The sequence below is a fragment of the Imperialibacter roseus genome (assembly GCF_032999765.1).
GTDB lineage: Bacteria > Bacteroidota > Bacteroidia > Cytophagales > Cyclobacteriaceae > Imperialibacter > Imperialibacter roseus.
The window spans coordinates 1,020,784-1,033,717 of record NZ_CP136051.1 but is presented as its reverse complement, the minus strand read 5'-3'; the positions used below and the strand labels follow the sequence as shown (position 1 = coordinate 1,033,717).

Genomic DNA, 12,934 nt, shown 5'->3' with positions numbered 1-12,934 from the left:
GTCCTATCCCCACCCCTTTTGTTCACTTTACTTTTGTGACATCAAGTTTCACCAAGTAACAAAATGAACAAAAAAACACGCCTGATGGCCTCGCTGAAAATATGGCTGGTCATCTATCCTTCCATCACAGTGTTTCTGGCTGTCTTTGGCGAAAGCCTGGCTGGGCTGCCACTTTATCAAAGAACTTTTATCCTGACCATTTCTCTGGTTCCGTGGATGATGTTCGTAGGCGTTCCTTTACTCGACCGGCTGATCGCTCAATTTTCAGGCAAGGCAAATGCAAAATAAAGCAAACCGCAACAACATGGAGACTGCAATAAAGTACGATGTAATCATCGTTGGAGGAAGCTATGCCGGACTGGCTACAGGCCTCGCACTAGGCAGAGCGCTGAGAAAGGTGCTGATCATCGACAGTGGAAAACCCTGCAACAAGCAAACGCCACACTCGCACAATTTCCTTACGCAGGACGGCACAGCCCCGGCAGAAATTGCTTCAATAGCCAAACAGCAGGTGTCGGCTTACGCCACGGTAAGCTTTCTGAACGACCGGGTGCAAAGTGCCAGAAAACTGGAGAGTGGCTTTGAGGTTTTTGTGCCATCCGGCGAATCGTTTACAGCCAGGAAATTAGTTTTTGCGACTGGCATCAAAGACGTTATGCCTGAGATTCCGGGTTTTAAGGAGAGCTGGGGTAAAAGCTTACTCCACTGCCCCTATTGCCACGGATACGAAGTGCGAGGCCAGAAAACCGGCATACTCGCCAACGGCGATAGTGGCTATGAATTCTGCATGCTCATTGCCAATTGGACAAGCGACCTAACGCTATATACCAACGGCAACAGCACGCTCACGCATGAGCAAACTACCAGTCTGTACAATCATAAGATCAACATCGTAGAAGATCAAATCTACAAGTTAGACCAAACAAACGGCTACCTCAGTAGCGTCCAGTTCAAGACCGGCAGGGCAGAGCTGGTCACTGCCCTCTATTCCAGGCTCCCTTTTCAGCAGCACTGCGACACTCCACAACAACTGGGCTGCGAGCTCACCAGCGATGGCTACATCAATGTAGACACTGCGCAAAAAACTTCGGTGCCAGGTGTATATGCTTGCGGCGACAACGTCACCCGCATGCGCACGGTTGCCAATGCGGTCTCGATGGGCACAACCACGGGATTGATGGTGAACAAAGAGCTGATAGAAGAAGAATTTTAATCAAACAAAAAAACACGAATCATGAAGATGATCATTGTAGGTGCGTCAGGCACCATGGGAAGCTTTTTGTCAAAAGCTTTTGAAAAAGAACACGAAATCGTTCGGGGAGATCGTCACGGAATGGATGTGCAGGTAGACATTACCTCGCCCGAGTCCATCGAAAACATGTACAAAACAACCGGCGCATTTGACGCACTGATTTGCACCGCCGGGCCTACATTTGTTGGGCCGTGGAAGAACCTCACCGACAAAGAGTTTCGCCAGGGAGTGGAGGGCAAAATGATGGGGCAGATCAACCTGGTATTGATTGGTCAGCGCTACATCAAGCCCAAAGGTTCTTTTACTTTGATCACCGGGGCATTGACGGATGAGCCCCAGCGGAACTTTGCCAACGCATCGGCGGCCAATGGGGCGGTGGAGGGATTCGTTCGGGCAGCGGCCATTGAACTGGAAAATGGGATCAGGATCAATGCCGTAAGTCCAACGGTGATTGAAAACTCACCACAGTACTTTCCCTTTTTTCCCGGAGAAATACCAACAACGATGAGGCAGTTGGAATATGGTTTTCGCAAAAGTGTGTTCGGTGCTGGTACCGGTCAGGTGATCAAAACCCATTAGTCAACAAAGCTGTGACAACGAGACCATCCTGTCGGGTGGTCTTTTATATTCTGTTAAGTACACAGCTACAGCCTCCAACCTGGCAGACTGAGCTACAGCGTTGATTGGAATCACTTTGAAAGCCTCGGCGGCGACATCTTGCTTGCCTACCGGCTCAAGACGGTCCAATGGCAGGAGCTAATCGATGGCACGGTCATGCTGCTCATGTCATTGCACAGCCACCGGTACCTGTTCGTTGACCCAAAGGCTGGCAGCCTCTGCTCCGCTGATGCCCCTGGCGCCATCTCTACTCACCAGGGTGGGGCTTTTCTGCCGGCAATTGGTGGAGTAATCTTTCCAAAAAACATATTTTCAGGAGCATCATTTTGGTGTATATTCACCGATGACATCTAAGACGTATAACATGAACTATATCGTGTTACCGGGATGTAAGTATAAATTTCTCAATTGAACCTTAGCAAAAATACCAAATGCATTCTGTCTTCTTCAGGGTTACCCTTTTGCTCTTAATTTCCAATGTTTTGCGTGCCCAAGACGAAAAGCCACTAAAGGCCGCAGACTATTTGCTGACTCTTGATAATTCACGAGATTCACTCTACAAACAAGTTATAGTTGGTTTTGAAAGATATCTTGCGCAACACCCAGAGGATGTTGATGTTAGACTTGAACATTGTGAGCTCATTGGAACTGCTTTCTATGATGCATATGATGACTACAACCCTTTAGAAAGAGAGTACACCAACTGCGTTGAGGGAATAATCTCAGATTTTCCAACCAATCATAAAGTTTTACTTTATCAGTTAGCCCACTCCTGGGGAGATTCCGCTGTCACAGTTGCAAACAAGATATTGGAAATGAATCGTTCAGATCCCAATAGCTGGACCAATCAAGAATTGTCTATCGCCTACCAAAAATTAGCAAATACATATGAGTATAATGGTACACCGGATCAGGTCATAGAAAGTGCAGAACTAGCTCAATCTTTAAATGACACACTTGACCTCACCTACTTGCTTGCTCAACAATATAAAAAAAAGAACCTCTACAGCAAAGCAACTGAGCTTTTGCTAAGCAGTATTGATTCAGCAGATGATAATTTAATGTCTTACAACAAAGCTATTCTACTATTAGAACTTGGTGTAGACAAGAAAGCTCTTGAGTTATTCCAACTTATTCAGAAGGATACAACATTATACATTGACAATGGTAAAATAGCCCAAGCACTAATAGTCAATGAAAAGTATTCGGAAGCCAGAAAGTATTTACTGAGAGACTTGTCGTCATCCTATGATAAATCAGCAGTTCTACATGACTTGTTTGTATTTGACTATCAACACAGTCCACCTGACACACTTCTTGCCACTTATAACCAACTTATGGAGGAGAGCTTCCACAACGATACTTTTGGAAAGTATCGATTCATGTTGTTGTTCAAAGCTCCATTTAGAGGTTGGAAGTTTAACGATATATTCAAGTTGGTTTTGTTTCTTTTATTGTTAGTTATCCCCTTCTCTATCCCTTACATATATGTATTGCCAATTGATTTTATTTCAAGAAGATTCGGTATAGAAAATGATGCCCCAGCATTAAAATCATCCAATTGGCGCTTAACTGATTTCTGGATAATATCTTCTTTTGTCATTGTCATCGACGTTTTAGTTTGGATGATTTTTAACTATCCAGACCTTCTTTCTACATTTTTCAGTGACATGTACGTAGGGGAAGAGAACAAAATAAGCTTGAATCAGGCCAATCAAGCAATTGCTTACTTCTTTTTGATGTTGATAATGACTCTAGGATATCTTAAAAAAACAGATTTCCGAGTCCTTCAATCAACAGAATGGAAAATTGGAAAAAGTATTGGTTTAGGGATGCTATTCGCATTCTTATTTAGAACTAGTTATTTTGCTTTAGCACGAAATGGAATTTTACCTGGATTGGAGGCTTCTATGCTCAGCAGCGTCATGGATTATTTGAAATCAATTAACCAATACTATCACCCTTTTTTAGCTTTTCTCCTCGCAGTAGTCATAGTTCCGTTTTACGAGGAATTTATTTTCAGAGGCATCATCCTCAACAGCTTAGATCGCAGGATCAAATTTATTGCTGCCAATGTGATTCAGTCGGCGCTATTTGCACTTCTGCATGAGAACACCTCACTTTTTCTTTTTTACTTTTCAACAGGGATCATCGTGGGGTGGATGGCGAAAAAATCAAATAGTCTGGTGCCAGCGTTAAGCTTTCACGCAACCAATAATTTTTTTGCTTTTATTGCGATTATGCGAATGTAGATATGAGACTTCAAACACTGACACTTATACTTGGACTTCTAATTTACTGACACGTTAGCGTACAACTGATTCTAACAGAAGAGGAAAACCTTGCCTTGATTAATAAACTGCGAAACGAAAACGAACTGTCGACACGTTTGGCAATTATCCGAGCTAGAATTTTAGCTGACACAGACATCTATGTTAAAAACATTGGTGACAGATTGATTCTCAAGACAGAGAAAACGAAAACAAGCAAGATGGTCTTTGTCAACCGATCCTTATTGTTGAAGGGCATTTACTTCAAATAACAAATAACACAGACAAACAAACTATTGAACGATTGAGTGAGGAATTGACAATCCAAAATATAAAACAACTTGAAGTTCTTGACGGAGAAAAAGCAAAGGCTTTGTTTGGACAAAATGGCTGGTGTGGTTTAATTTCGATGACCACAACGAATGGAAGAGCAAAAAAGACGCAGCTTCGATTTAAGATTTAACAAAAGGGCACCGGCGATGACCTAAGCAAAACTACTCAGCCATCACCACAAAAAAAATCCCGCAGGCACTTGCGGGATTTCAATTGTAGGGCGGTTTACTCAGCACCCAGGAGATACTGCCACAGCGTAGAGTACATTGTCGGAAACATAGAGTTTAAATACTTTCTCAACAGGTGCTGCCGGCGTCCACAAGGCGAATTTCAGTGAAGCATATAGCGGGTTGCCAAAGCCTGCGTGAACACGCTGCCATGTGTTACCCATGTCCGATGAACGGAATATACCATCCGGATGACCGACGAATAAATAGTTACCCATTTGCTTAACAGATGAAATGTTCTTAGAAGGCTGAAGTCCTTCATCAATGGCTTGCCAGGTTTTGCCACCATCAAATGAAGTGTGTATCCTTCTGGATTGAGTTCGAGTGTTGTAGGCTATCGCAGCAAACCCACCATCGATACGTTCAACAGCTATGCCTACGCCCCCCTCGCTGATGACCCATTCCCAGGTGTCACCATTGTCGGTCGAGCGCATGATCCCCTGTTGACCAGTAGCCAATAGAACACCTTCTGACTCCACGATATTATCAACCCAGCCTTTTTGGACTGGCTTCCAGCTTTGTGCTTTGTCGGTAGATTTGGAAAGACTCTTGCCTGTACCCATAAATACCGTCCCATCAGACGTTTCAAAGATAGTTGCTACCGAATGCGTTATAAGACTTGTATATATCGGCAACCACATGTCTGCTAAGGGCTTTTTTCGATAAATGTGCCCATCATTACTGTAGGCCATCACTCCGGATTGATTGAAAGTAATGGAAGTACTTTTTAGCTCAGTAACATTCTCCTTTTCCCAAACGGGCATTTTAAGATGAGTCCTGCTGTGATACAATGCACCTTTAGTACTTAAATAAATTTCTGACTCACTGGCAAAAAAAACCATACGCTCTTCCAATTCAGGCAAACCGTGGCTGATATCTTGCCACGTCTGGCCGCCATCTTTTGATTGGAGAATGATGTTGGTGGATTCAGTCTGTTTAGTCAGTTCAACCATCTTTGTTTCAGGTGACGGTTCTGAAGGCTGATCGCCAGCAAAGAAATGAAGCAGACCATACAAAAGGGTTAGTAGCATGAAATTCATAGCGAATTTGGTTTTAATGAAAATGATAACTCAAAACTACAGGCATGACAGCCGTATGCAGCCATTTCATTTGTAAAATGATTGTAAATGATACGTAAAAAGATGGGGGCAAAGCTCCTATCGTCCTCGTTTGAGTGCTAGCGGAAACGCCGGCCCGCCCGGGAGGACATGGTGAGTCAGGCGATTGCATCGCCACATACCTCCTACTATAGTCGGCCCTTTGAAATTTACCCTTCTGACTTCAATTCCCTACCGACATCGAAGGTGGCGCTGCGCCTCGTCCCGTACCCCATTTCTCATTGGGTGTTGGCCCCATCCGGAAGATGAGCTCACCTCCTGCTGTGATTTCATCCTGGGTAATCCAGGTGCGGTTGAAGGCAGCACCATTTAATGTCGCCGACTTAATGTACTTATTGTCTTTAGAGTTGTTGAGCGCTTTGATCGCAAAGGTTTTATTTCCAGCGAGCTGAAGGGTGGCCTCCCCAAACAGTGGGCTGCCAATCACATAATTGGGAGAACCGGGCGTGACGGCATAAATACCCAGGGAGCTGAGTACATACCAGGATGACAATGAGCCCATGTCTTCGTTGCCGCACAACCCACCCGGCCCCGGCCGATACAGCTCTTCGCAAATCTGCCGGACTCGCTCCTGCGTTTTCCAGGGTTGGCCTGCATAATTGTACAAATAGGCCACATGATGCGAGGGTTGGTTGCCGTGCACATACTGGCCTATGGTGCCCACCACACCGACGTATTTGGGCGGCGTAATCAGTGGGCTCATCTCAAAAAACGTATCCAGCTTTTTGGTAAACGCTTTATTGCCGCCAAAGAGATCAATCAACCCCTGGGGATCGTGCTGCACCGACCAAACGTACTGCCAGGCATTGGATTCCGTATAGTGCCGGTTGGGGCGACGGCCCACCAGCAACGGATCAAAATATTTGTAGTAGTGGTGGCCCTCGTATTGCTCAATTTCCTGTTCATGGCTGCCCAGAGGCTCAAGCCATGTTCCATCCGCTTTCCTGGGGCGCATAAACTGTGTTTCCTTGTCCCATAGTTTGGCATAGTTGCCGGCACGTTTCATAAACAGCTTGTAGTCGTCCTGCTTGCCGAGCTCCAGGGCCAGCTGCGCAATACACCAGTCGTCGTAGGCAAGCTCCAGGGTATTCGGCACGGCTTCGGTCACCCGGTCGACAGGTGTGTAGCCCAGCTCCAGGTAATACGCCAAACCTGCTCTTCCCATGTATTCAGGCACAGGAGGCTGAGGGTTTTGCAAGGCTTTGGTGCGCATGGCAGCGTACAGCTTCTTAATGTCATAGTCACGGTAGCCTTTCATATACGCATCCACAATCACCGGAATCAGGTGGTCGCCCACCATCGACTCCTTAAAAACACCCTGAAAATGCTGAGCAGGCAGCCACCCAAAGTTATCTACTTTGGCTTCAATCGACCGGATAAAATCATTGACATGCTCCGGTGCAGTTAAGGTTAACAAAGGATGTTGCGAACGATAGGTGTCCCAACACGAAAAAGAACCGTAAAAATCGAAGCCTTTAGCGACGTGTATTTTACCGTCGGATCCCCTGTACCTGCCATCTACGTCCTGGGATATGTATTGCGACAAGAACGAGCGGTAGAGGGCGGAATAGAAAATCTGCTTTTGATTGTCGGAAGCGCCATCAATTTGAATGGTAGAAAGCTCCTTTTCCCAAACCTGACTGGCCGCCTTTCTTACCTGTTCAAAATCCCAATCGGGAATTTCAGCTTCCAGGTTCTTCCTTGCTCCTGCCAAGTCGACATAAGAAATCCCCACTTTTACAAGGACTTGCTCTTTCTCGTCGGTTTCAAACTGCACAAAGGCCCCAATTTTCTTACCGGCTTCTCCACTTTTATAAGGAAAAATACTGGCGCCCGACTCTGGAGTCACATAGTTGGCATCGAAGGTACCGTAGTATAGAAACGGCTTACTGAATTCAGCAACAAAATACAACTTGCCCTGCTGGGTCGTTTTCACCCCTTCAATCCGACTGTTATTCACTATACTCAATTCCGAGTTTTCCTCGGAATAAGTACTTCCTATCTGATGCCCCAGGTCCAGTATCACCCTGGAGTTTGCTGCTTTGGGGAAAGTATAGCGATGCAGCCCAACACGCCGGGTGGTGGTCAGTTCCACCTTCACATCGTAGTCTTTGAGCATGACTGAGTAATAGCCAGGTGATGCTTCCTCCTCCAGGTGTGAGTAGCGGGAACGATAGCCACTATCCGGGTTTTCCTCTGTGCCCGGGACTACCTGCAGCATATTGCCCACTGTGGGCATAAGCATCACCTCACCGCCATTCACCATGCCCACACCACTCCAATGAGTATGGCTGAAGCCAATAATCGAAGTTGACTGATAGATATAGCCGGCACAATACGTCCATCCGTCGGTTCCCACATCCGGACTCAAATGAACCATTCCATAGGGAAGGGCCGGGCCGGGAAAAGTGTGCCCGAAAAAATCCGTTCCCAAAAAAGGATTAACGTGGCTTGTTAGTGCCTGGCCGGAGCTCTGAGCGAAGGCAACCTGATGGGCAAATACCGCCAAAACCAGGGCGAGTTTGAAACGCAAAAAGGAGGTCGAAAATCGTAAGGGCATCGTGCTAAAATTTAAAAATCTTGAGTAGCCGACTAAAATAGTATTTACAATGATCAATGCCGAAACGGCCGAAAAGAATGGGAACCTCTGTCGTCGTCGTTTGAGTACCGATATCGTGAGAAACAAAGAACAAATAAAACAGGCGAGTATCTAGCTCTCTTTTTCTTCTTGCCAATTTACACCCAACTCACTCCCTAAACCAACTTAGCTTCGCCTCCTCCACGTGCTCTTTGTGGTCAGCCATTCGGTCGGGTAAAAGCTGTCGGCAGACTTGACAAATTCACGAGTTGTTCGCCCTCTTCAACCACATTATATCATGCAAACTGGGGTAAACTAAACGTTTGTTGATCCCAAAAGCACTCCGAATCACACATGGAGCGTTGTAGCTTGTATCTTCTCACAGCATAATTTCGTAACTTCACAGTATGGAAAATCAACTCTTAAATAGAATTACAGTCAATCCCGACATTTGCCATGGAAAGCCTACCATTAGAAACAAACGATATACGGTCGACTTGATTCTAGACCTTTTGTCAGCAGGGTCGACCCATGCCGAAATCTTGGAAGATTATCCTGGCCTGGAGGAAAATGATATCTTGGCATGTTTGGCAACGGGCTGACACCTGACCAAACGGTGCATTTGAAAAGAAATCGATAATGCTAATATTTAGGCAAAGTATAGAAACAATGAAAACAGCTATTTTATCCAGTGATTCTGATTCTGACATGAAGCTACTCATAGAACTAGCAAATAAATTAGGAATTAAAACCAAGATCTTGAGCAAGGAAGATGCTGAGGATTTAGCGATGGTATATCTCATTGAAGATGCAAAGACGGGAGAATATGTCGATACCGAGGATTTCATTAACAATCTTCGTAAATGAAGGTTTGTATCGACAAGTCTTTTGAGAAGGATACTAAAAAGATAAAGGATAAAAAACTACTGACACAACTCGCCGACACCATCGAACAAATACAAGCCTCTGGAAATATAAGTGAGGTCAAAAATATCAAGAAGCTGAAAGGAGCTCATAGCTATTTCCGGGTTAGGCTGGGAGATTTTAGGATAGGCGTTTCAATAGTAGGAGACACGGTCGATTTCATCAGGTTTCTTCCCCGAAAGGATGTCTACAAATACTTTCCGTAGAGAAAAATTAGTTTTCGCTTAAGTCCTCGTTTGAGCAACAGCGCCAACAAAACCCAGCCATCGATTGTGGAGACTATCATCACTCCCGAAACCAGCTCAGCTCCGCTTCCTCCACCTGCTTTTTGTAGGCAGCCCATTCGGTAGCGTAGAAACTATCCACCGCTTTCACAAAGTCCCCAACCAACTGCTCGGCCTCTTCGATTACCTTCACGTCCTGGCTGGTAGGCACAAAAAGTCGGCCTCTCAGCGCCTGAGCAGCATCACTCATCTTAGACGTCGCCGTTACGGCAAACGACTGCCAGGCACCCACCTGCTTATCGGGGCGTGGGGCACGGGCCAGGTCGTTAAGCGCTTTGATTTTTTGCTGTATGGCTTCGGAAGCCGTCACAACTTCTTTGGCTGCGACCGCTTTAGCCTGGGTTAGCACATGTTCTATCGTTTTGTCGCTCGCTTGCAACCTGGCCATGGCACTGGCCAGCTTTTCAGTAGAAACATTCAGGCGTTTGCTTAAAGTATACACAGCCTTGTCCACCTCCTCGTCGTATTCAAACCGTGGATCGGGAATCACCTTCACCGCCGTTTCTGAACTGGCATCGCCATACTTGACCACGATTTTATAGTCGCCGGGCAGCACAGGAATATCCCGTGAGTCCTCACCTGCCCACGCACCCGGCAGGCGGGCCATTTGCTCGTCGAGCTTCCAGGTAATGTAGTTGAGCCCAGCCACCACACTGTCAGTGCTTATTGTTTGGATCAGCTGGTTGTTGGCATTGTACATCTCAGCCATGGCTTTGTCACCTGCTTTGTTGTCTTTGATAAAAAACGGAATTTCCACTTTCTGAAATGGCTTGTTGGCACCCTCGAAAGTAGTATAAAAGCCTGTCCAGATATTGCCGGGGGGATTGATGAACAAGCCCTTTACCTGCACGGCGTCGTTGACTGGTAAAGCTGTCAACGGCTGCTGATCCAGCTTGCCTTTGGCTAATTCACGCAGCGACAACAGATCATCCAGCACCCAAATGGCCCGACCGAAGGTGCCCACAATCAGCGCCGATTCCCGTTGCTGTATCGTCATGTCCATCGTAGACACAGAGGGAAAGCCATTCTTGAATTGCTCCCAGGTCTTGCCTTCGTCTATGCTGATCCACAGACCATTTTCAGTCCCCAGAAACACCAGCTTTGGTTCTTTGCTGTCGGGCATCACCGACAACGCATACCCTTTTACCTGACTGGCTTCAGCCATGCGTACCCAGGTTTTCCCGTAGTCCTGCGTGCGAAACAAGTAAGGTGCATAATCGCCCTGCCGATAGTTATTGGCCACCAGCCATACTTCACCTGCTTTGTGGGACGATGTTTGCATCTGAGCAAGCCAAGCCTGTTTTGGAAGGCCTTTGATATTGGCAGTGACATTCGTCCAGGTTTTGCCTCCGTCCTTGGTCAAATGCACAAGTCCATCGTCAGACCCCGCCCAAATAACGTTTTTGTCAAGGTAGCTCACGGCCAGACTTATGATCGAATTGTAAATCTCCGCCCCGGAAGCATCAATGGTGAGTCCGCCGTAGTCCTGCTTTTGGTGATCGGGGTTATTGGTGGTGAGGTCAGGCGAAATGATCGTCCAGGTTTTTCCCTTGTCGGTGGTTTTGTGCACAAACTGACTGCCGTGGTAAGCCACATCGTTGTTGTTTGGATCCTGCGCAAACCCAGCGTTCCAGTTGTAGCGCAGGCGGGTGTTCATGTTCGGTGCCCTGGGTTGAATGTGCTGGTAATAGCCCGTCAGCTTGTCATAGCGATAAAGCTCCCCATTTTGGGAAGTACCATAACCAAAGCGGGAGTCGACCGAATCAGGCTGGATAATAAAGCCGTCGCCACCCACCAGGTACTGCCAGTACAGCGTGCGGATGCCACCCCGTTTCCACACATAACCAGGGCCCGACCAGTTGCCGTTGTCCTGCATGCCGCCGTACACATTGTAGGGCATGTCTTCATCCACATTGATGTGGTAAAACTGTGCCACGGGGATTGTTTCAGGGAAATACCAGGCTTTGCCATGGTCGTGGGTGATGCCAATGCCTCCATCGCCACCAATGATAAAGAAAGTGGGATCGTTGGGGTCTACCCAAAAGGCATGGAAGTCGGCGTGGATGCCCTTGGTCTCGTCAGCGGGGATCATCGGCACCGGATCGAAAGACACACCGCCGTCGTAGCTCACATGCAGTGGCTGGTAGATGTTGTAGAGCCTGTTCGGGTCTTTGGTGTCCACAGCCAGCTCCTGAAAGTAGAACGGCCTGTTGTTGGTAAACCGGGGATTATCGTTGATCATCTTCCACGACAAGCCGCCGTCGTCGCTGCGATAAAGCGCATTTTTGGTAGCCTCCACTTTGGCATAAATCCGATCCGGGTTACTCGGGGCAATGGCCAATCCTATCCTACCCAGCTCACCCGCAGGTAGTCCTTCTTTTTCACTCAGCCTCTTCCAGGTCTCACCACCATTATAAGTCATATACAGTCCAGACCCTGGACCACCTGACGTGAAGCTGTAGGGCGTGCGCCGATGCTCATACATGGCAGCAAGCAGCTTGTTTGGGTTAGTTGGATCCATCACCAGATCGGCAACACCAGACTTGTCGTTGGTATAAAGGATTTTCTTCCAGGTAAGGCCACCGTCTGTTGTCTTGTACAAGCCCCGTTCGGTATGTGGCGTAAACGGATCGCCCATCACACCTACGTATACCGTGTTGCCGTCACTCGGATCAATGATAATCCTATGAATCGTTTTGGAGTTTTCCAGCCCTACTCTCTTCCACGTTTTTCCAGCATCCAACGACTTGAACAGGCCCAAACCCAGGTTCATGGAGTTGCGGGGGTTGCCCTCACCAGTACCCGCCCATACCACACTGGGGTTGCTCTGCTGCACGGCAATAGCGCCAATATTAACGGTTGGGGCATCATCAAAAATACTTTCCCAGGCAGTGCCACCATTCTCTGATTTCCACACCCCTCCAGAGGCAGCACCTATGTAAATAACCTTCGTGGGAGTGTCGGCCACAGCAGCAATGGCGGTAATTCGCCCGCTCATATTGGCCGGGCCTACATTGCGAATTTTGAGGTTTTGGAATTTATCGGAAGGGAATTTTTGTGCGAGACTGCCAGAAAGGGTAGCAATACTCATGGCAAAAATGAGAACGTATTTGATGTGCTTTTCAGAAATCATACCTGTATGTTTAACGAAGGAAAGTTATTAACCAAACACCGATAACTCAACCGGCAAAAGGATGGATGGAGAAAACAACCAACCTTCGGCCATACTTCCGACATCTGCCCACAAAACCATTTGGGGTATTTCCTTTATGTTAACATATTCGTATGTTATTAAAGAACACATAATGGCTGCGTCAGCTCATTTGGCTG

At 46.9% G+C, this 12,934-nt stretch carries 12 protein-coding genes; 9 read left to right on the top strand and 3 right to left on the bottom strand.

Annotated elements, in window-relative coordinates; genetic code table 11:
• The first annotated feature begins 63 nt into the window (after positions 1 to 63).
• From RT717_RS04465 to RT717_RS04440, 6 genes are all read left to right on the top strand, one after another.
• Positions 64 to 288, top strand: coding sequence for a hypothetical protein (locus RT717_RS04465; protein WP_317490529.1), 225 nt, complete (start codon positions 64 to 66; stop codon positions 286 to 288).
• Between the two features lie 16 nt (positions 289 to 304).
• Positions 305 to 1,213 carry an NAD(P)/FAD-dependent oxidoreductase gene (locus RT717_RS04460; RefSeq protein ID WP_317490528.1) on the top strand — a complete coding sequence of 303 codons (909 nt, stop codon included), beginning with the start codon at positions 305 to 307 and terminating at the stop codon, positions 1,211 to 1,213.
• Positions 1,214 to 1,234: 21 nt separating this feature from the next.
• A complete protein-coding gene (locus RT717_RS04455; protein WP_317490527.1) occupies positions 1,235 to 1,831 on the top strand; it encodes a short chain dehydrogenase in 597 nt (198 codons plus the stop codon).
• A gap of 138 nt (positions 1,832 to 1,969) precedes the next feature.
• Complete coding sequence (locus RT717_RS04450; protein ID WP_317490526.1) at positions 1,970 to 2,224, top strand: hypothetical protein; 255 nt, start codon at positions 1,970 to 1,972, stop codon at positions 2,222 to 2,224.
• A gap of 77 nt (positions 2,225 to 2,301) precedes the next feature.
• On the top strand, positions 2,302 to 4,122 hold the full coding sequence (locus RT717_RS04445) for a type II CAAX endopeptidase family protein (RefSeq protein ID WP_317490525.1): 1,821 nt from the start codon (positions 2,302 to 2,304) through the stop codon (positions 4,120 to 4,122).
• 322 nt (positions 4,123 to 4,444) lie between these two features.
• Complete coding sequence (locus tag RT717_RS04440) at positions 4,445 to 4,603, top strand: hypothetical protein (RefSeq protein ID WP_317490524.1); 159 nt, start codon at positions 4,445 to 4,447, stop codon at positions 4,601 to 4,603.
• A gap of 99 nt (positions 4,604 to 4,702) precedes the next feature.
• Here the strand turns inward: RT717_RS04440 and RT717_RS04435 are convergent, their stop codons facing one another.
• Positions 4,703 to 5,740, bottom strand: coding sequence for a WD40/YVTN/BNR-like repeat-containing protein (locus RT717_RS04435; protein ID WP_317490523.1), 1,038 nt, complete (start codon positions 5,738 to 5,740; stop codon positions 4,703 to 4,705).
• A gap of 241 nt (positions 5,741 to 5,981) precedes the next feature.
• Complete coding sequence (locus RT717_RS04430) at positions 5,982 to 8,378, bottom strand: GH92 family glycosyl hydrolase (RefSeq protein WP_317490522.1); 2,397 nt, start codon at positions 8,376 to 8,378, stop codon at positions 5,982 to 5,984.
• A 425-nt stretch (positions 8,379 to 8,803) separates the two neighbouring features.
• Here RT717_RS04430 and RT717_RS04425 point away from each other — a divergent pair, with 425 nt between their 5' ends.
• From RT717_RS04425 to RT717_RS04415, 3 genes are all read left to right on the top strand, one after another.
• Positions 8,804 to 8,998, top strand: a complete 195-nt coding sequence (locus tag RT717_RS04425) for a DUF433 domain-containing protein (protein ID WP_317490521.1) — start codon at positions 8,804 to 8,806, stop codon at positions 8,996 to 8,998.
• Positions 8,999 to 9,065: 67 nt separating this feature from the next.
• Positions 9,066 to 9,263, top strand: a complete 198-nt coding sequence (locus RT717_RS04420; RefSeq protein ID WP_317490520.1) for a hypothetical protein — start codon at positions 9,066 to 9,068, stop codon at positions 9,261 to 9,263.
• A complete protein-coding gene (locus tag RT717_RS04415; RefSeq protein ID WP_317490519.1) occupies positions 9,260 to 9,526 on the top strand; it encodes a type II toxin-antitoxin system RelE family toxin in 267 nt (88 codons plus the stop codon). Before RT717_RS04420 ends, RT717_RS04415 begins: the two co-directional genes overlap by 4 nt.
• 79 nt (positions 9,527 to 9,605) lie before the next feature.
• Here RT717_RS04415 and RT717_RS04410 read toward each other — a convergent pair whose 3' ends face one another.
• Complete coding sequence (locus RT717_RS04410) at positions 9,606 to 12,737, bottom strand: VPS10 domain-containing protein (RefSeq protein ID WP_317490518.1); 3,132 nt, start codon at positions 12,735 to 12,737, stop codon at positions 9,606 to 9,608.
• Positions 12,738 to 12,934 lie beyond the last annotated feature (197 nt).